Genomic DNA, 22,996 nt, shown 5'->3' with positions numbered 1-22,996 from the left:
GCGCGCGGCGCACCCGGCGGGGGGCGCAACTCCGGTGCCGTGAGGTCGAATCGTTACGGAACGGCAGGTCGTGACCTCAGCGGATCGTCCGTGACAGACCGGCCTCTCCGGTCGGCGACGCGGCGACGACGTACCGCTCGCGCACCTCGCGGTAGCGCAGCAGTTCGGCGGCGACCGGTTCGAGGACGTGCGTGTGGCCGCACTCGGCGGCGATCCTCCGCAGCCGCCACTCCTCCTGGGCGCCCGACGCACGGGCCGGGCCGCGCGCGGCCATCCGGCAGCCCCAGGCCAGCAGCGGCGCGCCCGACGAGCCGCCGATGAGCAGGAGCAACGGCAGCCATCCGGCGACCACCGGGTGGCCCACGAGCGCGATGACGAGCCAGCACAGGCCGAGGATCTGCGCGGCGAGCAGGACGGCCTGGGCCGCTCCGGCGGCGGACCACCAGCGCGGGCGCGGCATCCGCTGCGTCGGCTGCCCGGCGAGCACGCCGGTGAGCGCGGCGGGCAGGGCGGCGGCGCCCCGGCGGGCGGCGTCGCGCACGGCGTCGGACCACGGTCCTGGCAGCCCTTCCGTGGCCTCGTCGGCGAGGCGGCGGACGGCCTGTTCGACGACGGGCACGGCGACGGCCGGTGGCCCGGCCTGCGCGCGTTTGGCGGCGAGGGCGGCGGGCTCGCCGCGCCGTTCGGCCTGACGGCCCGTGAGGTGGCGCAGCGCCTGGGCCCAGGGCGTACCGCAGGCGCGGTCGGCGCGGCGGAGCCAGGCCCGTTCGGCGTTCTGCCCGGCGGCCGGGGCGCCGACGGCGGCGGCGAGCCGGTCCTCGAAGTCCTCACGGGCCTGCGGGGTGAGCCCCGGGGGCGCCTCGGCGCCGTCGGCGATGTACAGGGGGCCGAGGCGGCGGGCGACGCCGTCCACGTCGGCGGCGAGGCGGCGGGCGGCGGCCGTCCTCGGGGCGACGAGTTCGCCCACCGCCTGGCGCAGTTCGGCGATGCCGTCGCCGGTGAGCGCGGACACGGGCAGGACGCCCGCGCCCGGCTCGCCGTGCTCGCCGAGGGCGACGCCGTGGTCGTCCAGCAGGCGGCGCAGGTCGTCCAGGACGGCGTCCACGGCGTCGGGGGGCAGCCGGTCGGTCTGGTTCAGGACGATGATGCTGACGTCGGCGTGCCCGGCGAACGCGCGCAGGTACCGCTCGTGGAGCAGCGCGTCGGCGTACTTCTCGGGGTCCACGACCCAGATGACGGCGTCCACGAGGGTGAGCAGCCGGTCCACCTGCTCGCGGTGCGCGGGGTCGATGGAGTCGTGGTCGGGCAGGTCGAGGAGGATCAGGCCGCGCAGGCCCGGGTCGAGGGCGGGGGCGCGGCGGCGGGCGCGGGCGGGGACGGCGAGACGTTCGAGGAGTCCGTCGGCGGGCAGGTCGCGGGCCGCCTCCCAGGTGCAGGAGACGGCGGTGGCGGTGGTGGGGCGGCGCACGCCCGCCTCGGAGAGCTGGGCTCCGGCGAGGGCGTTGAACAGCGTGGACTTGCCGCTACCGGTGGCGCCCGCGATGGCGACGGAGGTGTACGCGGTGGGGAGCCGGTCGCGGGCGGCTGCGGCGTCGAGGACGCGGCCCGCCTCGGCGAGGACGGCGTCGTCCAGGCGGGTGCGGGAGAGGCCGACGAGTTCGCGCAGCGCGCCGAGGCGGACGCCGAGGGGGCCGTGGTGGATCGTGCTCGCGGTGGTGTCGGTCACCGGGTCCCTCCGGGGGCGGTCGTGGCGGTCTGCGGGGACGGGGCCGCGGCGGAGGCGGCGGAGGCGGCGCGGCCCGTGTGGGCGGCGTGGACGCCGGAGAGCGCGGCGACGAGCGCGACCTGCGGCTCGGCGGTGATGGCGAGGTCCCGCAGCGGCGCGGCGCGGCGTTCCCGTTCGGCGCGCAGGGCGCGGTCCACGCAGCGGTTCAGCTCTTGGCGGCCCTGGTCGCGCAGGCGGGCGGCGGCGCGGGTGCCGAGCACGCCGGTGAGGGACTGGTGGGCGAGTGCGCCGCCGGTCCTGCCGCCGAGGAGGGCGGCGGCGAGGAGGGCGGCCGTCTCGCCGTCGTCCGTGCCGGGGTTCCTGCGGCGGCCGGTGCCCGTGCTGGTGGCGGGGCCCGTGCCGGTGCCGCGGCCGGTGGCGGTGGCGGTGGGGGGGCCGCTGCGCAGCCCGGTGCCGGTGCGCGCCTCGTCGGCCAGTTCCTCGACGCAGCGGCGCAGGCGGCGTACGAGGACGCCGACGCGCTCGCGTACGGCGTCCGGCGGGTCCACGCCGCCGGGCGGCGCGCCGCGTTCGCCGCGCCAGGCGGCGGCGACGCGTTCGTCCGCCGTGGCGACCGCCTCGGCGAGCAGCCCGCCGAGGGCGGCGGTGAGTGCGTCGAGCAGTTCCTCGGCGCTGGCGTCGTCGGGGAAGGCCAGCCAGTGCGCGCGGGCCTCACCGGCGAAGAGCCCGGTGTCCGTGAGGCAGGCGCGGACGGCGCGTTCCGCCTCGGTGTACGCCTCGGTGACGCGCTGGCCGAGGCGCACGGCGGTGGCGTACTGCGCGGCGCTCTCCCCGGCCAGTGCCGCGACGCGTGAGCGCAGGGAGGCGACGGCGCCGCCCGCCGTACGGGCGACGGTGCCCGCGCGCGTCGTCGGGTCCTGCGCGCAGCGGGCGAGCCACTGCCGCAGCGGCGCCACGGCCGTGCCGGGCAGCAGCCCGGAGCCGCCTCCGGCGGACTCGGGCAGCTCGGGCACCGTGAAGCACGGGATCTCCCCGAGGCCGACGCGTTCCAGCAGCGCGGCGTAGTGGCGGGACACCTCGCCCGCGATCTGGTGGGGCACGCGGTCGAGGACGGTGGCGAGCGTGACGTCGTACTCGCGCGCGCTGCGCAGCAGGTGCCAGGGGAGCGCGTCGGCGTAGCGGGACGCGGTGGTGACGAGGACCCAGATGTCGGCCGCGCACAGCAGGTCGGCGGCGAGGTCGCGGTTGGCGGCGACGAGCGAGTCGATGTCGGGGGCGTCGAGGAGGGCGAGGCCGGGCGGCAGCGCCCTGACGGTCTGCACGGCCAGCGTGGGCGGCCCGTCGCGGGGCGGCGGCGGGGGCTGCTCGACGTCCTGCCGTGGCATGCGGACGCGGCCCAGCTGCGGGAGGACGTGGCCGCCCGCGAACCAGTCGCGGTCGTCCGGATGGCAGACGAGCACGGGCGTGCGCGTCGTCGGGCGCAGCACCCCTGCCTCGGTGACGCGGCGGCCGACGAGCGAGTTGACCAGCGTGGACTTGCCCGCGCCGGTGGAGCCGCCGAAGACGGCGAGGAGGGGTGCGGTGGGTTCGCGGAGCCGGGGCAGCAGGTATCCGTCGAGCTGCGCGAGCAGCTCGCCCCGCGACCGCCGGGCCCGTTCCGCCCCCGGCAGCTCCAGCGGGAAACGCGCGGCAGCGAGGCGCTCCCGCAGTACGGTCAGCGCGTCCAGCAGTTCGGGCCGTGCGTCCAAGATCGCCACATGCGCAGAATGCCCAATTTGAAGCCGTTTCCCAAGCATATCCGGCCGTCTCGACGGCATAACGAGTGCGCAACACCCCTCATGCGGGCCGCCCAAATCGCTGCGCTCCTCGTACTCGCCTGCGATTATCGGGGCTGCTTCACTGAACCTCCACACGGCGGCGCTGCCGTGAAGCAACCGGGACGAACCCCTCGAAGCCCTATCCTGTGCGCTGGCGAGGTCACCGAGGGGGCACCGTCCCACGCCATGACCGCCACACCAGCCCCCGTAGCTCAGCGGATAGAGCAGGTGCCTTCTAAGCACTTGGCCGCAGGTTCGAGTCCTGCCGGGGGCACCACCGACACACGGAGCAGTGTCGATGTCTTCGCAGGTCAGGCCACGTCGTGCCGACGAGCGGCGCACAGCGGCCCTCCCCCTTCCCCAGAGTGGGGAGCCCGGCTGGGACCGGCCGGAACCGGGGTTCCACGGGCGTCCGTCCCCCGTACGTCCCACGGATGCGCGGAACCGACGCGACACCCTCCGCGCTCCCGTTCGCGTGAAACAGCCCCGGAGCCCGTTCTCCGCACCATTGCTCCACCGTGACGACGGGTAGCTCATGGCTGCCGTGGGCCCGTTTCAGGTGGTCGTCCGGCCGACCGACGACGCAGCGTGCCGAGATCGTCAACAGAACCGGCACACCGTGACCCGCCCACTCGGCGACAGCCAGGTCGTGGACGCGTTCTCGGTCAGCGTCTTGAACTCGCGTTCGGAAAGAACGTCCTCCCGGGCTCTACGCCGGACGCGCCGGACCACCGAGGCGCCGTCAGCCGCCCACAGGGCCGACGGAGGTTCGGCGCACGATCCGACATGGATGTTCCTCACCCCCGGCTCGAACCGGCGGACGGGGCTGTCCACGTCCCATCGAGCTGCCCCCTGACGTCCTGTGGGTCAGTCGAAGAGGGCGACGACTCCGTTCACCCAGATCGCGACGAACGCGAGGACCCCCACCAGGCAGCCGACACCCGCGAGCACACCACCGACCGTCCATGGTTCTGACGGCTGCTCCTCGCACTCCTCCTCCAGGTAGGAGGTGGGCTCGTCCCAGTCAACGGGGTGACCCAGGTGTGCGGCGCAGGCCGTCCGCACCGCGACCAGCTGCCGCTCCGCGAAGGACGTGGCAGCCATCGCCTCGGGGCCGCGCCAGGCGAGAGCCTTCATCCGCCACCCGGGAGACCTGTACCGGGCCTCGAAGGCGGCGGTCTCGTCGGCGTCGCGGTCCTCTTCGAGGTACATCCAGCGTCCGGCCTCGGCGGCATCGCCGTAGAGCCGGTACACCTCGGCCAGACGCCGCCGGAGCGTCAGGTCGTACGGGAAGGACGAGACGAGACCGCGCAAGCGCTGGCGCGCGACGGGGACCCGGCCGGCGGCCAGGTCTGCATCGACCCGGGCAAGGGTCTCTCTCACGGACACGAACACATGATCGTGCACCGCAACGACCCCGGTCGAGCTGGTTGATTGCGGCCTCGTGAGCGCAGGCCCCTCCTCTCGGCGCGTGGTTCCGGCTCTCGTGTCGCGGCCCGCGACCAGGCATCCAGCCGGGCGGGGGGCAGCCCGGCGGCGGCCTCGTCCCCCGCAGAAGCAGGCAAGCAGACGCCAGGGACTGCGGCGCGCTCGGGTCAACCGCGTTGCAGATTGCAGGAATTCGCCAGGGCAACGGTCTATGCCTGGGATTCCCCAGTGCGTATGTTCGCCCTGTCACCTGCAATTTCCAGCAGGTGTTCGCATAGTTGATCAATCATATCCCCCGGCAAGCATTGCTCGCGCTCACTGAGTCGATGCTCAGAGAAGAGGGAAAGCATGGCAGAGAACACCAACAAGTCCTCCGGGAGAACCGGCGCGACCGTGGCGGCGGTCGTCGCGGCGGCGGCGGTCGCGATGGGCGGCGCGGGTGCGGCGCAGGCCGGCGAGGCGCCCGCGGGGACCAGCACCCAGCGGATCGACCTCGCGGGCGTGTCACAGGCGGACGTCGCGCAGCTCGGCGACTCCCCCCTCGCACGCGCCCTGGCCAAGCGGTTGAGCCTCGGGGAGGCAGGCGTGACCGGCCCGACGGGCAACTTCAACAGCGCGGCACCGGCGGGGAACTTCAACAGCGCCGCGCCGGCAGGCAACTTCAACAGCGCCGCACCGGCAGGCAACTTCAACAGCGCCGCGCCCTCCGCCTAAGGCTCCACCGACGGGCCCCGTCCCCGTCAACGACACCCCACCCCGGGCGGCGGTACTCCGCCGTCCGGGGTGGCGTACGCCGTTGTTCCGACTCCGGGAGCGTGAAGTGACCATTGACCCCGCACAGTTGATGCGGCGACTGGAGTGGCCCGACGGTGTCCTCCGCGTCAACGAGCTGGAGGCCGCCGGGTGGCGGCCCACTCCCTTCGGCTGTTTCGTGGTGAAGCTGCACAGCCGGTGCAACCTGGCCTGCGACTACTGCTACCTGTACGAGATGGCCGACCAGTCCTGGCGCGACGCGCCGAAGATCATGAGCGACCGCGTCATCGACCAGGTCGCCGTCCGCATCGCCGAGCACGCCCGTACGCACGGCCTGCCCCGGGTCACCGTCGTCCTCCACGGCGGTGAGCCCCTGCTCGCGGGAGCCCGGGTCGTGGCCCGGGTCACCGACGCCGTGCGGCGCGAGCTGCCCGGCACGACGGAGGTGGACTTCGTCGTCCAGACCAACGGCGTCCTGCTGGACGAGCCGATGCTCGACGTCCTCGGCGCGCACGGCGTCAAGGTCGGCGTCAGCATCGACGGGGACGCCGCGGCGAACGACCGGCACCGGCGCTTCGCCAACGGCAAGGGCAGCCACGAGTCCGTCGCCCGCGGCATCGGCCTGCTCCGCTCCCCCGCCTACCGGCACCTCTACCAGGGGCTGCTGTGCACGGTCGATATCGAGAACGACCCCGTGGAGACCTTCCACGCGCTGCTCGAACACGAGCCGCCAGGGCTCGACTTCCTCCTCCCCCACGGCAACTGGACGACGCCGCCGCCCGGTTGGACGGGCGACCCCGGCCACACCCCGTACGCCGACTGGCTGATCGCGGCCTTCGACGCGTGGTACGGCGCGCCCGTGCAGCAGACGTGGGTGCGCCTGTTCGGGGACGCCCTGAGCCTGCTGATGGGGGGCGGCACGACCTCGGAGCAGATCGGCATCGCCCCCGCGGGCGTCGTCGTGGTCGAGACGGACGGCTCCCTCGAACAGGTGGACACGCTCAAGTCCACGTACGACGGCGCCACCGAGACCGGCCTGACGGTGTTCGGCGCGCCGTTCGACGCCGCGCTGCGCCATCCGTCCGTCGCCGCACGCCAGTTGGGCGTGGCCGGGCTGTCCGACGCGTGCCGGGCCTGCCCGGAACGCGACGTGTGCGGCGGCGGCTACTACACGCACCGCTACCGGGAGGGCGAGGGCTTCCTCAACCCGACCGTGTACTGCGCCGACATGCTGGGCTTCGTCGCCCATGTGCGCGGCAGGCTGACCGCGGACGTCCAGCGGCTGACGTCGAGGGACGCGGTCTAGCGGCCCCACGCCGTCCACCGCGAACCGGCGGCGCCGGGCGGGTCGCCGACGTCACGGCGGGAACCCCGCCCGGCGGCCGGACAGGACAACGGTCGTGACGACAGATGTGCGCCCCCGGATACGCGACGGGGACAAGGACGCCTTCGCGGAGTTGTTCGACGCCTACGCGCGTTCGGTGTACAACCACGCCTACCGGCTGACCGGAGACTGGACCGTCGCCGAGGACGCGGTCTCCCTGACGTTCCTCGAAGCCTGGCGTCTGCGGGAGCGTCTTGACCCGGAAGGCGGCTCGTTGCGGCCCTGGCTCCTCGGGATCGCGACCAACACCGTCCGCAACACCCGGCGCGCGGCCCGCCGGCACGCCGCCGCGCTGTCCCGGCTGCCCCCTCCCGCGGTCGTCGGCGACTTCGCCGACGAGGTCGCCGAACGCATCGACGACGCCGAGCTGATCGCGCACGTGCGCCTCGCCCTGGACACGCTGCGCCGCCCGGAACGGGAGGTGCTGGCGCTGTGCGTGTGGTCCGGCTGCGACTACGCGACCGCCGCCGAGGCGCTCGGCGTCCCCGTGGGCACCGTACGGTCCCGGCTGTCGCGGGCGCGGCGGAAGCTCGCCGCCGCCGTCGAGGCCAGGAAGAAGGAGGGGGCAGGGGACGCCGTGGCACGACGGCGGGAACCCTCCGCGCCCCCGGGACAGGTAGGAGTCGGCCGCTCGTCCGCGGCCCGACTCGGACGGAAGGACCTCTTGTGAACGACACCCCGTCGCTCCCCGAACGGGATCTCCCGCCGGGCCGTCAGCGACAGCTCAAGGAGCACCTGATGCACGAGATCCGCCAGCACCCCGAGCCCGGCGGCGCCGCGTCCGGCAGGAGGAAGTGGCTGCTGCCCGCCGTCGGCGTACCGGCCTTGGCGGGCGCACTGGCCTTCGCCCTGTTCTCGGGCGGCGCCGTCGGCGGGACGGACGCCCCGGAGCGAGGTGTCCGGACGGAGGCAGCCCCCGGGGGTGCGTCCTCCGTGGTGTCCGCGGTCCAACTGCTGGACCAGGCGGCCCTCGTCGCCGCGGCCGAGGCCCCCGTGGAGATCCGCGACGACCAGTACGTCTACGTCAGCAGCCTGACCCAGCAGTTGGGCGAGCTGACGCGGGACCGGGAGGTCTGGAAGGCGGTGGACGGCAACCGGGTGGGGCTGCTGCGACGGGAGGGGGAGGAGGACGTGCCGCTCGACGAGAGCGACTTGACCTACCGCCGCCTCCAGACGCTGCCGACCGACGCCGAGGCGATGCTGGAGTGGCTCTACGGGCAGCAGGAGCACATGGACGAGGAGCGTGACACGCACCAGGACGCCTACGTCCTCGTCGCCGACCTGCTGCTGGAGTCCCTGGTCCCGCCGGACGTCGCCGCCGCTCTCTACGGCGCGGCGGCGCTCATCCCTGGGGTGACCGTCGTGCCCGACGCGCAGGACCTCGCGGGCCGCCAGGGGATCGCCGTGTCGCGGGTCAGTTCCTACAACCCCGACCGCAGCGAGGAGCTGATCTTCGACGAGGAGTCGTTCGAACTGCTCGGGGAGCGCAGCGTCGCCCTGACGGACCTCGACTTCGAGGACGGCTCGGTGGCCGAGGGTGAGGCCCTCCACGCCTCGGCCGTCCTGGAGCGCGCGGTCGTGGACGAGGCGGGCACGCGCCCGTAGTCCCCACGCCCCGTGGGAGGGGGCTGCCCGGCCCGCTAACGGGTCGGGCAGCCCCCTCCCGACGTCACTGCGCGGTCTGACGGGGGGCGCGGCGGCGTCCGGCACTGCGCGGCCTGGCGCGGCGTCCGGCCGGGGCGGCGCCGGTGCGCGCGGGGCGCTCGGCGACCGGGTCGGTGAGCGTGACGGGGACACCGGACGGCGCCTTGGCGCCGGTGATGCGCCGCAGCGACTCGGAGCCGGGGCGCACCTCGGTGGAGCGCGCCGTGATCCCCGCGGCGGCGGCCAGCCGGTCCATCTCGCGCCGCTGCTCGGGCAGGACGAGGGTGACGACGGTGCCGGACTCCCCGGCGCGCGCCGTACGGCCGCCGCGGTGCAGGTAGTCCTTGTGGTCGCCCGGCGGATCGACGTTGACGACGAGGTCGAGGTTGTCGATGTGGATGCCGCGCGCGGCGACGTTGGTCGCCACCAGGACGGTGATGTGGCCCGTCTTGAACTGCTCCAGGATGCGGGTACGCCGCGACTGCGTCTTGCCGCCGTGCAGGGCCGACGCGCGGACGCCGACGGCCAGCAGGTTCTTGGCCAGCCGGTCCGCCGCGCGCTTGGTGTCCACGAAGAGGAGCACGCGCCCGTCGCGGGCGGCGATCTCGGTGACCGTGGCCTGCTTGTCGGTGCCGCGCACATGCAGCAGGTGGTGCTCCATCGTCGTCACCGCGCCCGCGGAGGGGTGGATGGAGTGGACCACGGGGTCGTTCAGGTAGCGGCGGACCAGGCGGTCCACGTTCCGGTCGAGGGTCGCGGAGAACAGCATCCGCTGGCCCTCGGGCCGCACCTGGTCGAGCAGGTGGGTCACCTGGGGCAGGAAGCCCATGTCCGCCATCTGGTCGGCCTCGTCCAGGACCGTGATGGCGACCTGGTGGAGGGCGCAGTCGCCGCGCTCGACGAGGTCGCGCAGGCGTCCCGGCGTGGCGACGACGACCTCGGCCCCGGTGCGCAGCGCCCGTGCCTGGCCGCCGATCGGCACGCCGCCCACGACGGTGGTGATCCGCAGCCGCAGGGCGCGGGCGTAGGGGGTGAGCGCGGCGGTGACCTGCTGGGCGAGCTCACGGGTGGGCACGAGGACGAGCGCCACCGGCTGCCGCGGCTCGGCGTGCTGCCCGGCGGTGCGGGCGAGGAGGGCGAGGCCGAAGGCGAGTGTCTTGCCGGAGCCGGTGCGGCCCCGGCCGAGCACGTCGCGGCCCGCGAGCGAGTTCGGCAGGGTGACGCCTTGGATGGGGAACGGTACGGTCACGCCCTCCGCCACGAGCGCCGCGAGCAGCGGCGCGGGCAGGCCGAGGTCGGCGAAGGTCTCGGCGGCCGGGAGCGGCGGGGTCTTCGTGACCGGCATGGCGAACTCGCCGTGGAGCGCGGCGGGACGGTGGTCCCGGCCGCCGCCCGAACGGCCGGAGCGGGGGGCGCCCCCGCGTCCCGAGCCCTGCGGACGGCCGCGGCCTGAACCCGCGGCGGAACGGTGCGAACTGTCATTCGTGCGAGCGGTACGGTTCATGCAGAACCTTCCTCGATGCGGCACGTATCGAGGAATTCGTCTCAAGCGGCATTGCGCCGCGTGATGATCCGCAAGAACGGGCCGGAGAACTGAATTGATCCGGGGCGCGGCGGCGAGCGCGTCACGTCCGGGGAGAACACCGGAGCGAGGCCAGGAACGGGCGGCGTTCTGCGCGGGCAGCCGAACAGGCTGGGGCCCGCACCCGTGGGTGCGGGCCCCAGCCGTACGACAGGCGTCGGGGTCAGGCAGGCGTGATGTTCTCCGCCTGCGGGCCCTTCTGGCCCTGGGTGACGTCGAAGTTCACCTTCTGGCCCTCCAGCAGCTCGCGGAAGCCGGAGGTGGCGATGTTCGAGTAGTGGGCGAACACGTCAGCGCCGCCACCGTCCTGCTCGATGAAGCCGAAGCCCTTTTCCGCGTTGAACCACTTCACGGTGCCAGATGCCATAGAAATAATCTCCCTCGGGGCAGTGCCCGGGAACCGCACCGTGCGGACCCGGAGTCGCTGCGATGATTTCCCTCTCCGGAAAATCCGGGAAATTAAGAAGCTTGCTCGCGGTATTTCTCCGCTGAAATCTTCTGGGAACCACAACTGCAACTGTTTTCCACCGTAGCACGGCACGCCGGAGGGCGGCGAGCGCTGCGCTGATCCGCCTCCGGGGCGCGCGCGGCGCACCGTATTTCTGCAACGGCCGCGCAAGTTATCCGTCCGCGGCCGATGGATGTCCACCACGCGACGAGCTGTCGGCCCGCGCGTCAGGCACCCCCGGGGGACCGCCGTGCGGGGTCCCGTCGGCGCAGCTGCTCGTTGATGCGTCTGGCCTCTTCGAGCTGGTCCTCCAGGATGATGATGCGGCAGGCGGCCTCGACGGGCGTTCCCTGGTCCACCAGTTCGCGGGCCCGCGCCGCGAGCCGCAGCTGGTAGCGGGAGTAGCGGCGGTGACCGCCGGGGGAACGGAGCGGGACGATCAGCCGGGCCTCGCCGATGGCCCTCAGGAACGCGGGCGTCGTGCCGAGCATGTCGGCCGCACGGCCCATGGTGTAGGCGGGGTAATCGTCGTCGTCGAGCCTGCTCGACGGGGTGGACGGGTGGTCTGCGGTCACGGGTACCTCTCGGAGGGACGCGGCGGGGAACCTTCGCGCCCCACCGCGTGGGGGCGGCGGTTCGTCACCCGCGCACCCTTCCTGCCTTTGTCACAACGGGAGGGACGCTAACTCCCCCACACCAGCATGTCTACTCCCGCCACTACAGATCTGCGGCGCCACCCGGCCCCGGCCACCCGCTTCGCACCCCGCGGAGTACCCGGCGACGAGCCGGATGTGACCGACGCCACGGGGCGGTGAGGTCATATCCGGCGGGCGAACCTGGCGCGCCAGGCGGGCGCCGGGTCGGTGCCGAGGCCCGTCCAGTACTCCCGGCCGTTGACGATGCGGCCGTCCCGCACCGTCCAGAACGACGCGACGCGGAAGACACCCAGGTCCTCGTGCGGCACCTCCACCTCGGAGACCACGGACCCGCCGTCGGCGACCACGGACAGCACCGTGATCGACCACCCCAGGGGGTACGCCTCGTTGACCCCGATGACGTTGTCAGGGCCGACGAACCGCTCGCCGCTCGCCGGCCAGTCCACGACCACGTCGTCGGCCAGCAGGGCGCGGAGCCCGTCCCAGTCGCGGGCGCCCATGCGGTCCCAGAACTCGTGCACGACCTGCGCAGTATCCATGCGCCTCACCCTGCCAGAGGACACTGACAGCGGGGTGGGAAACGTCCCGTTCAGCCGCCTCGCGCGCGCTCGGGGAGCCAGTGGTAGCCGTGCTCGGGGCGGCCCACGCTCCCGTAGCGGGGGCTGCGCTCGGCCCGGCCCGTGTCCACCAGGTGTTCGAGGTAGCGGCGGGCCGTGATGCGCGAGATGCCCACCTCCATGCCCGCCTCCGCGGCGGTCAGCCCGGGAGCACCGGCCGCGCGCAGCACCCGCGTGACGGCCGCCAGCGTCGGGCCGCTCATCCCCTTGGGGAGCGCGGCGGGCCCCGGCGCGCGCAGTGCCGCCAGCGCGCGGTCCACCTCGTCCTGCCCCCCGGCCTCCCCCGCCACCGTGCGGAACGCGGCGTACCGCACCAGGCGGTCGCGCAGCGTGGCGAAGGCGAAGGGCTTCAGCACGTGCTGCACCACCCCGAGGGACACCCCTTCCCGCACCACGGCCAGGTCGCGGGCCGACGTGACCGCGATGACGTCCGCCCCGCACCCCGCCGCCCGCAGCGCGCGCAGCAGGGCGAGGCCGTGCCCGTCCGGCAGGTAGAGGTCGAGGAGCAGCAGATCGACGGGCGTCGAGGCGAGGAGGCGCCTGGCCTCCGCGGCGCTGTGCGCGATGCCGCGCACGGCGAAGCCCGGCACGCGCTCGACGTACCGGCCGTGCGCCTCGGCGGCCAGCGGGTCGTCCTCCACGACGAGGACGCCGATCTCCTCCTGCGCACCGCTCACGCGGGCACCTCCGCCCGCAGCGGCAGCCTGACCGTGAAGCGGGCGCCGCCGGTGAGGCCGTCGCCCGGGGCGGTGACGACGGTGCCGCCGTGGCGGCGGACGGCCTGCCCGACCAGCGCGAGACCGAGGCCGCGCCCGGCGCCCTTCGTGGACCAGCCGCGCCGGAACGCCGACTCGACGGCGCCTGGGGCGAGGCCGGGGCTCGTGTCGCCGACGCCGAGGAGCAGTTCGCCGTCCGCCGCCAGCGCCGTGACGGTGACGCGCGCGGGGCCCGGCGCGGAGGCGGCGGCGTCCAGGGCGTTGTCGATGAGGTTGCCGAGGATGGTGACCAGGTCGCGGGGCGGGAGGCGGTCGGGGAGGAGCCCGTCGTCCATCCGGCTGTCGTCGGTGAGGACGAGTTCGACGCCGCGCTCGGCCGCCTCGGCGGCCTTGCCGAGCAGCAGCGCGGCCAGCACCGGCTCGCCGACCGCGCCGACCACGCGGTCGGTCAGCGCCTGGGCCAGCTCCAGCTCGGCCGTGGCGAACTCGACGGCCTCCTCCGTGCGGCCGAGTTCGATGAGGGAGACGACGGCGTGCAGCCGGTTCGCCGTCTCGTGGGCCTGGGAGCGCAGCGCCTCGGCGAAGCCGCGCGCCGAGTCCAGCTCGCCCGCCAGCGACCGCAGCTCGGTGTGGTCGCGCAGGGTGACGACGGTGCCGTGCCGTTCGCCGCCCGCGACGGGCGAGGTGCTGACGACGAGGACGCGCTCGTCGGTGAGGTGCACCTCGTCCACGCGCGGCCCGTCGGCGAGGAGCGTCGCGGTGAGCGCGGCGGGCAGGCCGAGGCCGGTGACGGGCCGCCCGGTGGGGTCGTCGTCGGTGAGGCCGAGGAGCCGGCGGCCCGCGTCGTTGACGAGCGCGACGCGCCCCGCGCCGTCGATCAGCAGCAGCCCCTCGCGGACGGCGTGCAGCGTCGCGTGGTGGTACTCGTGCAGGCGGCTCAGCTCGGCGGCGTTCATGCCGTGCGTGTGGCGGCGCAGGCGGGCGTTGATGGCGTACGTGCCCAGGCCGCCGAGCAGCAGCGCGGCGGCGGCGACGGCGGCCAGTGCGGCGACCTGCCCGGCGAGGCGTTCGCCGATGGCGTCCACCGTCAGGCCCGCGCTGACCAGCGCGGTGATCTCGCCGCTGCCCGCGTCGCGCACGGGGGTGACGACGCGCACGGAGGGGCCGAGGGTGCCGGTGTACGTCTCGGTGAACGTCCGCCCGGCCAGCGCGGGGGCGGTGTGGCCGAGGAACGTCTCGCCGATCCGCTCCGGGTCGGGGTGGGTGAGGCGGACGCCGTCCGGGTCCATGATCGTGACGAAGGTGACGTCCGCGTGGCGGCGCACGTCCTCGGCGTACGGCTGGAGCAGGGCGGACGGGTCGGGGTCGTGCAGGGCGGCCGTCACGGACGGCGAGTCGGCGACGGCGCGGGCCGCCGCCGTCACCTTGTCGCGGGCGGCCTCCTCGGCCTGCGAGCGGTCCGTGACGTAGGCGAAGAGCGCGCAGCCCGCGACCACGACGGCGACGAGCAGCACCTGCATGGCGAAGAGCTGGCCGGCCAGGCTGCGGGGGCGCGGTGCGCGGGGCAGTCGCATGGCCCCAGTGTGCACGGCGTGTCGCGTCCTGGACCGTGACCGAAATGAACGTAAGGGTGACCGGGGTCACAGGCGGGTGGATAGTCGCGGAAGCTCACTCCACAACGACGAGGAGGCACGCGCCGTGACTGCCGTGACCACTGAGAAGAACGCACCGAGACGGCGCGACCGTTCCCACTACCTGTATCTCGCGGTCATCGCGGCGGTCGCCGCGGGCATCGCGGTCGGCCTCGCGGCGCCTGACGCCGGTGTGGAGCTGAAGCCGCTGGGCACCGGCTTCGTCAATCTGATCAAGATGATGATCTCGCCTGTCATCTTCTGCACGATCGTGCTCGGGATCGGTTCGGTCCGGAAGGCGGCGAAGGTCGGGGCGGTCGGCGGCCTGGCGCTCGGCTACTTCCTGGTGATGTCCACGTTCGCCCTGGCCATCGGCCTGGTCGTCGGCAACATCCTGGAGCCGGGCTCCGGGCTGCACATCACCGAGGCCACGGCCGAGGCGGGCGCGGCGCAGGCCGAGGGCGCGAGCGAATCGACCACGGACTTCCTGCTGGGCATCATCCCGACGACGATGGTGTCCGCGTTCACCGGCGGCGAGGTGCTCCAGACGCTGCTGGTCGCGCTGCTGGCCGGGTTCGCGCTCCAGGCCATGGGCCCGGCGGGCGAGCCGGTGCTGCGCGGCGTGCAGCACATCCAGCGGCTGGTGTTCCGGGTGCTGTCGATGATCATGTGGCTGGCGCCCGTGGGCGCGTTCGGCGCGATCGCGGCGGTGGTCGGCGAGACGGGCACGGACGCGCTGCGCTCGCTGGCGGTCATCATGTTCGGCTTCTACGTGACCTGCCTGATCTTCGTCGTGCTGATCCTGGGCCTGCTGCTGCGCGTGGTGGCGGGCGTCAACATCTTCTCGCTGCTGCGCTACCTGGGCCGTGAGTTCCTGCTGATCCTGTCCACGTCCTCGTCGGAGTCCGCGCTGCCGCGCCTGATCGCGAAGATGGAGCACGCGGGCGTCAGCCGTCCCGTCGTGGGCATCACCGTGCCGACCGGCTACTCGTTCAACCTCGACGGCACGGCGATCTACCTGACCATGGCGTCGCTGTTCATCGCCGAGGCGATGGGCGAGCCGCTGGCGCTCGGCGAGCAGATCTCGCTGCTGGCCTTCATGATCATCGCGTCGAAGGGCGCGGCCGGGGTGACCGGTGCCGGGCTCGCCACCCTGGCGGGCGGGCTCCAGTCGCACCGTCCCGAACTGCTGGACGGCGTGGGCCTGATCATCGGCATCGACCGCTTCATGAGCGAGGCGCGCGCGCTGACCAACTTCGCGGGCAACGCGGTCGCGACCGTCGTCATCGGCACGTGGACGCGGGAGGTGGACCACGACCGCCTGCGTGACGTGCTGCGCGGCGACCTGCCGTTCGACGAGGCGACGCTCGCCGACGACGGGCACGGCGCGCCCGCCGTGGAGGCGGAGGCCGGGGCGGGGCCGGTGGCCGCGTCGGTGCCGCCGCAGGAGTCCGCCGTCAAGGCGGGCAGCGCCGGGTGATCCCGGCGCCATGAGCCGCGGCCGGGCCCGTCACCCCCGGACGGCCCGGTCGCGCGGCGGCGCGTGGGGTGGAGCGAGGTCCCTGGCCGGCCCCCCGCCCCACCCCACGCGCGCGCTTCACGGCAGGTGGTTGTGCGTCGGGGGCAGTTCGTGCCGGGCGAGCACGGGGACCGCTCCGTACCGTCCGCCCAGGTAGCGCGTGCGCAGGTCGTGGCCGTCCCCGGCGGGGAAGTCGGAGAGCGGGTACAGCTCGGTGGCGCCGTCGGGCGACTTCTCCGTGAACCACGTCCCCTCGACGCCGAGGCCACCACCCGGCGGGTGCCCCAGCAGGGAGACGTCGTGCGAGGTGAAGAGCAGCTGGGCGCCGCTCGTGTTGGTCACGGGGCAGGTGAAGAAGCCGATCAGCGCCGAGGTGAGCGTCGGATGGAGGCCGGAGCCGAGCCCGTCCACGAGCAGCACGCCGCCGTGCTCGATCGCGCGCAGGGCCGGGAGCGCCAGGGACAGCCATGTGAGCGTCCCGCTGCTCGCGTCGGCCAGGTTCAGGGGCGGGCCGGTCGCTGAACGGGCGTGCGGGAGACGGCTGATCCCCAGGTCGGCGAAACGCAGCAGGCTCTCGGCCTGCCGGAGGGTCCGCGCGTCCTCGCACCACTTCTCCAGCGCCGCGACGCGCCGCCGGGCGTCGGCGACGGGGGTGGGCAGGAAGGTGAGGCGGCGGGTGAGGAACCGGTGGACTCCCCGCAGCCGGGGGTGGTGCGCCACTCCGGGCGCCGAGAGGACGAGGCCGCGTCCGCCCGCCCGGCCGAAAGGCGGGACGTCCTCGGCCTCCGTGCTCCGGCCGAACGTGACGTCCGCGGCGTCCGGGCCTGTGCGCTCGAAGAGGACCTGGCGCCGCCCGCGCGGGAACGCGTGCAGCCACTCCGCGGCGACTCCGGCCGCGCCGCTCTCGAACCCGTACACGTGCCGTGTCCCCGCGACCGTGAGGTCGAACTCGTAGGCGGACGTCTCGTCACGCGACGTGGCGTCGAGCAGGAAGGGCGCGCTGGGGAACCCGTCGCGGCCGGTCCACCGGGCGGAGTCCCTGACGGCCGTGACGGCGAACTCCATCGCATGCAGCAGGGCCGTCTTCCCGGACGCGTTGGCGCCGAAGATCCCGGCGACGCGGTTGCTCACCCGGCTCCATGCGCCGTCGGCGGGGTGCGCCCCTCGGAACCGCGAGGTGGTGAGCACGAGTTCGGCCGTGTCCCGGAGGGACCTGTGGTTCGTGACGCGGAACCGCAGCAGCATGGCGACCTCGGGAGGGGGGTGCGGTGTCTCGGACCTTCGGACGGGCGGCATCCCGCGCGCCCGGCCTCCTGACCAGTGTCCCGCGCGCCCGGCGCGGCAGCATCGTTTCCTCGGGGAGGCGGTCAGGCGTCGAGCAGGTGTTCGGTGAAGTGGCCGATGGGGTGGAAGCCGAGGCGGTGGTAGACGGGTTCGCCGTCCGCCGATGCCTGGAGGACGGCCGTGCGGTGGCCCGCGGCGCGGGCCGTGTGGAGTGCGGCGAGAGTCATCGCGCCGCCGAAGCCGCGGCGGCGCGCGGTGGCGAGCGTCGCGATGTTGTAGATCCCGGCGACGCCCGCGTGGAGGAAGACCTCGGCCGTGCAGACGGCGCGGCCCGCCACGTGGCCGACGAGGTAGCGGGCCGGGCAGTCGGGGCGCAGCGCGTACGGCGCGGCTGCGGCGAGGAAGCGGGTGACGGTCTCGGCGGGCGGCGTCCAGTTGGCGGCCAGCACGGCGGCGTGGTCGGCGAACTGTTCCGGCGTGGTGACGGGCCTGATGTCGAGGCCGCCGGGCGCCGCGAGGGGCGGGAGGGCGTCGAGCGGCGCCCACATCGCCGTCTCCCGCTCGGACGGCGGCGCCCCCGCGGCCGTCAGGCGCGCGCGCAGGTCGGGGGGCGTCGAGGCGGGGCCGACCCACCAGACGAAGGGGCGGCCCGTCGCGCGCAGCGCCCGGGAGGTCGCGGCGATGCGGGAGTCGGCGGTGGCCGGGGTGAGGCGGGCACCGGCCACGATGTTGAACGTGTCGTCGGCGAGGCCGCTGTCGGCGACGAGCAGGTCGCCGGTGGAGGTGGCGGACGCGCCCGCCACGTGGCGGTGGAGGTGGCAGGCGTGCTCGGCGAGGTTCCGTTCCATCCGTTCGGGCAGGTCACCGGGGGTGGGCGGGGCGGTGGGCGTGGGTCGCATGACGGTAGATCCCATCACGGCGCGCCCGCCCGTCCCGGATGGCGGGCCGCCGGTTCAGGCGTCGGCGCGCCAGTAGCCGAGCGCGTGGACCCGCCGCCTGGGCAGCCCGGCCTCCCTGCGCAGGTACGTCGCGAGCGCCCGGGTCGTCGCCGCGTCGGTGGCGGCCCAGGCGTACGCCTTCTCGGGATCGCCGAGCACGGCGGGCAGTTCGGCCCGCACCTGCTTGAGGAGGTGCCCGCCGTTGTCGATCCGTTCGACGAGGCGCAGGTCGTGCCGGTCGGCGTCGAGCCGCAGGGGCAGCACGCGGTCGGTGACGTGCGGCGTCTCGAACCAGATGGTGGCGGGCGTGTCGGGGAAGGCGTCGAGGAGCGAGTTGACGCCGGGGAGCGAGGCCGGGTCGCCGACGACCAGGAGCCGTTCCGGGGCGGGCTCGGGGTGGTGGAAGCCGGTGCCCTGGACGGTGGCCTCGATGGTGTCGCCGGGGACGGCCGTGCGCGCCCAGTCGCTCGCGACGCCGTCGTGCAGCGCGAACTCCAGCGAGAACGTGCCGGTCGCCGGGTCGGGGTCCACCAGCGTGTACGCGCGCTGGTGCGGCTTGCCGTCGCGCGCGAACCACAGGCGCACCCACATCGTCGGGTGCGGCGGGACGGCGCGCAGCAGCCCACCGTCCGTCAGGTGCACCCTGCGGTACCGGTCGGTGACCTGCTCGGCGCCGGTCACGGTGAACGCGTAGTCCTTGCCGCGCATGAGCTTGAGCACGGCGCCTTCCCAGCCGTGTGCCATGAGCTGTCCTCTCCACGACGTTTGCGCGGCACGACACCCCACGCTTAAGTTAGGCAAGCCTAGCCTAAGTTTACGGCGGCCCACCACCACGAGCCCTGGGGTTCCGTTGACCATCCACCTCCACCGCGACAGCTGGGGCATCCCGCACCTGCGTGCCGGTGACGCCCGCGAACTCGCCTACGCGCAGGGCCTGAACGCCGCCCGCGACCGCGCCTGGCAGATCGAGGTCGAGCACCGCCGCCTGCGCGGCACCTCCGCCGCCGTCCTCGGCGCCGACTCCCTCGCCTGGGACGTCCTCGCCCGCCGCGCCCGGCTCGCCCACACCGCCCGCCTGTGCTGGCTCGCCCTGGACGACGCCACCCGCGACTGGCTCGCCGCCTACACGGCGGGCGTCAACGCGGCCCTCCCCCAAGCCGCCCGCGAGGCACCCGAGTTCGCCGCCACCGACAGCGCGCCAGGACACTGGCAGCCCTGGGTCCCGCTCGGCATCTGGCTCTCCACCCACCTCCTGTTCACCGGCATGCCCGCCAAACTGTGGCGCGCCGAGACCGAACACCGCCTCGGCCCCGGCGCGTCCGGCCTGTTCACCGTCGGCGGCATCGGCACGGCGGGCAGCAACGGCTGGCTGCTGACCGGCGAACGCACCGCATCCGGCGCGCCCCTGCTGGCCGGGGACCCGCACCGCTACGTCGAGGACCCCGGCGGCTACCAGCAGATACGCCTGGCCTGCCCCGAGTTCGACGTCGTCGGCCTCGCCGTGCCGGGCGTCCCCGGCATCCCGCACTTCGGCCACACCGGCACCGTCGCCTGGGGCATCACCCACGCCATGGCCGACTACCAGGACCTCTACCGCGAACGCCTGCGCCGCACCGCCGAGGGCGGCGTGGAGGCCCTGGGCCCGGACGGCTGGCGCCCGGCGGAGCACGGCACCGAGACCGTCACGGTCGCGGGCGGCGAGCCGGTCACCGTCGAGGTGATGGAGACCGCGCGGGGGCCCGTCCTCGTCGGCGGCCCCGACGACCGGGAGGCGATCAGCCTGCGCCATGTCCCGCGCGTGGCACGGGACATGGGCTTCGCCGCGCTCCCGCGCCTGCTGCGCGCCAGGACCGTCGCCGACGTGGACCGCGCCTGCGACGCGTGGGTCGAGCCGGTCAACGTCCTGCTGGCCGCCGACACCGAGGGCGGGACGCTGCACCGCGTCGCCGGACGCGTCCCCGTGCGGCACCCGGCGAACCGGCTGCGCCCCGTCCCCGCCTGGGAGGCCGCGCACGCCTGGGAGCCTGACGCCTACGAGCCCCTGCCGCGCGCCGAGGTGACCGGCCTCGCCGTCATGGCGAACGAGGCCGGGCTCGCCGCGCCGCTCGGCGTCGAGTTCATGCCCGGCCACCAGCACCGCCGCATCGGCACGCTGCTGAACGGCGCGACCGGCTGGACGGCCGAGGCGATGGAGGCCGTGCACGCCGACACGCTGGCCGGTGAGACCGGCACGCTCCTCGGCCCGCTGGCCGCGCTCGACGGCCTGTCGGCGGACGCGTCGCTCCTGCGGAAACGCCTGCTCGCCTGGGACGGCCGCATGGACGCCGACTCCACGGACGCCGCCGCGTACGCCGCCGTCCGCGCGGCGTGCGCCCGACTCCTCGTCCGAAGACCCGAGTTCGCGGCGCTGCGCGGCATGGCGGGCGAAGGACTCACCGGCGGGGACGGGACGGACGGGCGGCCGAGCGCCGCCTACCCCGAGGCGCTGTGGCCCTGGCTCGCCCTCGGGCCGCGCGTCGCGTTCGCCCTGCCGAACCTCCTCACGCCCGGCGCCGTCCCGGGGCTCGACCCCGGCGGGCTGATACGTGCGGCGGTCGAGGAGGTGGCCGCCGCCGGGGCCGGGGGGACGACCTGGGGCGCACGGCACCGCCTGGCCGCCTGGCGCGCGTTGCCCGGCGCGGAAGGGCCCGACGCGGGGCCGCTGGCGGGCGACCACGACTGCGTCCTCGCCACCGCGAGCGTCCCCGGCGTCACGGACCTGAGCGCGCGCGGGCCCGTCGCGAGGTACGTGTGGGACCTGGGGAACCGCGAGGAGAGCCGCTGGATCGTCCCGTTCGGCGCCCACGGCCGGGCCGACCATCCCCACCACCACGACCAGACGCCGCTGTGGCGCGAGGGGCGGCTCGCCCGCGTCGTCACCGACTGGGCGGCCCTGGCGCACGAGGAGTTGCCGCCCGCCGACACGGCCGGGGACGGCGGGCGCGCCGCCGTCTTCACGCGGACCGTCGCGGGCTTCGGCACACTGTCCCTGACGCCGGTGGACCCGGCCGCCGACCTCCCGCTGCTCCACTCCTGGGTCACGCAGGAACGCGCCCGCTTCTGGGGGATGACCGACCTGGGCCGCGAAGAGGTCCTGGAGATATACGAGTTCCTCGACTCGCTCGACACGCACCACGCGTACGTGGTGCGCCGGGACGGCACGCCGGTGGCGCTGTTCCAGACGTACGACCCGGCCGCCGACGAGGTCGGCACGTACTACGACGTGCGCCCGGGCGACATCGGCGTGCACCTGCTGATCGCGCCGCCGCCCGGCCCGCTGCGGCGCGGCTTCACCAGCACGCTGATGCCGACGCTCCTGGCCTTCGTCCTCGCGGACCCCGCGGTGCACCGCATCGTCGCGGAGCCCGACCTGCGCAACGACAAGGCCATCGAACGGGCGCTGCGCACGGGGCTCGAACTCGGCCCGCTGATCGACCTGCCCCACAAGCGCGCCCAACTCGCCTTCCTGTCACGCGAAGCGGCGGTACGCCAGGCGAACGGCCCTACGGATGAAATAGCTTGACGCTCGTGGGGTCGCGCCGGTGCACCAGGGACTTCCCCCGCCGCGAGGAAGGCGCTCGCCCCGTTCCAGCAACGGCCGAACAGCACGACGAGCCCGCCCCTGATCCCGTCGCCGATCCGCACCGGAATCGGATGGACCACGCGGTCCTCGGCCATCGGCTGTGAGCGGACCTTCCTGCCGGGCGCGCCATCCACCGCGTGAAAGCGCGGGACGTCCTCACCGAGGACGTCCCGCGTCAGGTCTGTCAGCCGGTCGGCGAACTGCTGCGCCGGAAGCTCACTCGTCCGACAGCAGGTAGTCCAGACCCTCGATGGTGTGCCACACCATCAGCTGGTCCATCGTGACCGCATAGACAGCTACTTGGTCACGCAACTCCTCGTAGGTCAGTCCGGCCCGGTCCAGCAGCTCTCGGCGCTGCTGTTCCGCCTCCTGGCGGGTCAGGTGGATCACCGTGGGCATGTGAACTCCTCCGCTGACTCGGGCGATTGAAGCATCTGCACTGACGACGGCGCCCCCCTCAGCGCCTGAGACGGCCGCGCGCTATCAGTTCCAGCACCGTCGCCACCGCCATCCCCTGCACCGCCATCAGCGCGATCAGCACGAACAGCTGCACCGCCCCCGCCTCCGCCGGTGACGCGCCGCCGAGCAGCATCCCGACGAACGCGCCAGGCAGCGTCACGAGGCCGACCGTCCGCGTCTGGTCGAGGCCGGGGAGCAGCGCGCCCGACGCGGCCGGGCGGGCGATCTCCAGGCGCGCCTCGCGGTCGAGCAGCCCGAGGGCCATCGCCGCCTCGACCTCCCCGTGCCGCGTGGTCAGTTCCTCCAGCGCGCGGCGCCCGGCCAGGGTGGTCGCGGTGAGCGCGCCGCCGATGAGGATGCCCGCGACCGGGACGAGCGTCACGGCGGCGGGCGGGACGAGCCCGGCCAGCATCAGCGTCAGCAGGACGGGCGCCACCCCGGCCAGGATCGGCCCCGCGGCCCACGGCCAGGAGCGGCCGGTCGTGATCCGCCGCCCCGCGGTGACCGTGGCGACGCCGAACATCAGCGCCACGAAGGCGAACTGCGCCGGTGCCTGCCCGATGACCCAGCCGATGACGAGGGAGACGGCGGCGAGCTGGACGAGCGCCCGCAGCCCGGCCGTGACGATCTGCCGGGCGTACGTGCGGCCGTCGTCCCGCACGAGGTGGGCGAACGCGGCCACCGCCGCCGCGACGAGCAGCAGCGCCGCCATCACGGCGCCGAGCACGGGCCCGGTGGGCAGCAGCACGGGGACTCCCCCTGTTCGTCGGCC

The 22,996-nt window shown here is 74.4% G+C and carries 20 protein-coding genes and 1 tRNA gene; 7 read left to right on the top strand and 14 right to left on the bottom strand.

Going from position 1 to position 22,996, the window contains the following annotated elements; all coding sequences use genetic code 11:
* Window positions 1-76 precede the first annotated feature (76 nt).
* Together IF27_RS19670 and IF27_RS19665 are read right to left on the bottom strand one after the other, a co-directional pair.
* On the bottom strand, window positions 77-1,726 hold the full coding sequence (locus IF27_RS19670) for a GTPase (protein ID WP_052850985.1): 1,650 nt from the start codon (window positions 1,724-1,726) through the stop codon (window positions 77-79).
* Window positions 1,723-3,522, bottom strand: a complete 1,800-nt coding sequence (locus IF27_RS19665; RefSeq protein ID WP_190233038.1) for a dynamin family protein — start codon at window positions 3,520-3,522, stop codon at window positions 1,723-1,725. Before IF27_RS19665 ends, IF27_RS19670 begins: the two co-directional genes overlap by 4 nt.
* A gap of 222 nt (window positions 3,523-3,744) precedes the next feature.
* Between IF27_RS19665 and IF27_RS19660 the strand changes: the two genes are divergently transcribed.
* Window positions 3,745-3,820, top strand: a tRNA-Arg gene (locus IF27_RS19660).
* Between the two features lie 590 nt (window positions 3,821-4,410).
* On the opposite strand, the gene IF27_RS19655 is transcribed toward IF27_RS19660, so the two are convergent.
* Window positions 4,411-4,932, bottom strand: a complete 522-nt coding sequence (locus tag IF27_RS19655) for a DUF6584 family protein (protein WP_052851103.1) — start codon at window positions 4,930-4,932, stop codon at window positions 4,411-4,413.
* 387 nt (window positions 4,933-5,319) lie between these two features.
* Between IF27_RS19655 and IF27_RS31190 the strand changes: the two genes are divergently transcribed.
* From IF27_RS31190 to IF27_RS19635, 4 genes are all read left to right on the top strand, one after another.
* Complete coding sequence (locus IF27_RS31190) at window positions 5,320-5,685, top strand: hypothetical protein (RefSeq protein ID WP_052850984.1); 366 nt, start codon at window positions 5,320-5,322, stop codon at window positions 5,683-5,685.
* Between the two features lie 106 nt (window positions 5,686-5,791).
* Window positions 5,792-7,030 carry an FxsB family cyclophane-forming radical SAM/SPASM peptide maturase gene (locus tag IF27_RS19645; protein WP_223291115.1) on the top strand — a complete coding sequence of 413 codons (1,239 nt, stop codon included), beginning with the start codon at window positions 5,792-5,794 and terminating at the stop codon, window positions 7,028-7,030.
* Between the two features lie 94 nt (window positions 7,031-7,124).
* Window positions 7,125-7,778: an RNA polymerase sigma factor gene (locus IF27_RS19640; protein ID WP_052850982.1), complete on the top strand. Its 654-nt coding sequence runs from the start codon at window positions 7,125-7,127 to the stop codon at window positions 7,776-7,778.
* Window positions 7,775-8,713 carry a CU044_5270 family protein gene (locus IF27_RS19635; protein WP_052850981.1) on the top strand — a complete coding sequence of 313 codons (939 nt, stop codon included), beginning with the start codon at window positions 7,775-7,777 and terminating at the stop codon, window positions 8,711-8,713. The genes IF27_RS19640 and IF27_RS19635 overlap by 4 nt, the downstream gene beginning before the upstream one ends.
* Before the next feature lie 64 nt (window positions 8,714-8,777).
* Here IF27_RS19635 and IF27_RS19630 read toward each other — a convergent pair whose 3' ends face one another.
* The 6 genes from IF27_RS19630 to IF27_RS19605 form a co-directional block, all read right to left on the bottom strand.
* Window positions 8,778-10,256 (bottom strand): DEAD/DEAH box helicase, encoded by a 1,479-nt coding sequence (locus IF27_RS19630; protein ID WP_052850980.1) that lies wholly within the window; start codon window positions 10,254-10,256, stop codon window positions 8,778-8,780.
* 241 nt (window positions 10,257-10,497) lie between these two features.
* A complete protein-coding gene (locus IF27_RS19625; protein WP_052850979.1) occupies window positions 10,498-10,701 on the bottom strand; it encodes a cold-shock protein in 204 nt (67 codons plus the stop codon).
* Window positions 10,702-11,009: 308 nt separating this feature from the next.
* Entirely contained in the window at window positions 11,010-11,357 is a 348-nt protein-coding gene (locus tag IF27_RS19620; RefSeq protein ID WP_052850978.1) for a MerR family transcriptional regulator, read from the bottom strand.
* 242 nt (window positions 11,358-11,599) lie between these two features.
* Window positions 11,600-11,977: a nuclear transport factor 2 family protein gene (locus IF27_RS19615; protein WP_052850977.1), complete on the bottom strand. Its 378-nt coding sequence runs from the start codon at window positions 11,975-11,977 to the stop codon at window positions 11,600-11,602.
* 50 nt (window positions 11,978-12,027) lie between these two features.
* Window positions 12,028-12,732: a response regulator gene (locus tag IF27_RS19610; protein ID WP_052850976.1), complete on the bottom strand. Its 705-nt coding sequence runs from the start codon at window positions 12,730-12,732 to the stop codon at window positions 12,028-12,030.
* Window positions 12,729-14,345: a sensor histidine kinase gene (locus IF27_RS19605; RefSeq protein ID WP_052850975.1), complete on the bottom strand. Its 1,617-nt coding sequence runs from the start codon at window positions 14,343-14,345 to the stop codon at window positions 12,729-12,731. The genes IF27_RS19610 and IF27_RS19605 overlap by 4 nt, the downstream gene beginning before the upstream one ends.
* Before the next feature lie 133 nt (window positions 14,346-14,478).
* Here IF27_RS19605 and IF27_RS19600 point away from each other — a divergent pair, with 133 nt between their 5' ends.
* Complete coding sequence (locus tag IF27_RS19600) at window positions 14,479-15,882, top strand: cation:dicarboxylate symporter family transporter (RefSeq protein WP_052850974.1); 1,404 nt, start codon at window positions 14,479-14,481, stop codon at window positions 15,880-15,882.
* A gap of 117 nt (window positions 15,883-15,999) precedes the next feature.
* Here IF27_RS19600 and IF27_RS19595 read toward each other — a convergent pair whose 3' ends face one another.
* From IF27_RS19595 to IF27_RS19585, 3 genes are all read right to left on the bottom strand, one after another.
* Entirely contained in the window at window positions 16,000-17,166 is a 1,167-nt protein-coding gene (locus IF27_RS19595; RefSeq protein WP_052850973.1) for an AAA family ATPase, read from the bottom strand.
* Window positions 17,167-17,288: 122 nt separating this feature from the next.
* Complete coding sequence (locus IF27_RS19590) at window positions 17,289-18,053, bottom strand: GNAT family N-acetyltransferase (RefSeq protein WP_052851102.1); 765 nt, start codon at window positions 18,051-18,053, stop codon at window positions 17,289-17,291.
* Window positions 18,054-18,158: 105 nt separating this feature from the next.
* Window positions 18,159-18,887, bottom strand: coding sequence for a siderophore-interacting protein (locus tag IF27_RS19585; RefSeq protein ID WP_052850972.1), 729 nt, complete (start codon window positions 18,885-18,887; stop codon window positions 18,159-18,161).
* Between the two features lie 106 nt (window positions 18,888-18,993).
* Between IF27_RS19585 and IF27_RS19580 the strand changes: the two genes are divergently transcribed.
* Complete coding sequence (locus IF27_RS19580) at window positions 18,994-21,705, top strand: GNAT family N-acetyltransferase (protein ID WP_052850971.1); 2,712 nt, start codon at window positions 18,994-18,996, stop codon at window positions 21,703-21,705.
* A gap of 276 nt (window positions 21,706-21,981) precedes the next feature.
* On the opposite strand, the gene IF27_RS19575 is transcribed toward IF27_RS19580, so the two are convergent.
* Both IF27_RS19575 and IF27_RS19570 read right to left on the bottom strand, forming a co-directional pair.
* Window positions 21,982-22,164: a hypothetical protein gene (locus IF27_RS19575; RefSeq protein ID WP_052850970.1), complete on the bottom strand. Its 183-nt coding sequence runs from the start codon at window positions 22,162-22,164 to the stop codon at window positions 21,982-21,984.
* Between the two features lie 58 nt (window positions 22,165-22,222).
* Window positions 22,223-22,972, bottom strand: coding sequence for an ABC transporter permease (locus IF27_RS19570; RefSeq protein WP_052850969.1), 750 nt, complete (start codon window positions 22,970-22,972; stop codon window positions 22,223-22,225).
* Window positions 22,973-22,996 lie beyond the last annotated feature (24 nt).

The organism is Streptomyces avicenniae (genome assembly GCF_000719135.1).
Classification (GTDB): Bacteria; Actinomycetota; Actinomycetes; order Streptomycetales; family Streptomycetaceae; genus Streptomyces; species Streptomyces avicenniae.
This window is presented reverse-complemented; position numbering and strand designations above follow the sequence as displayed.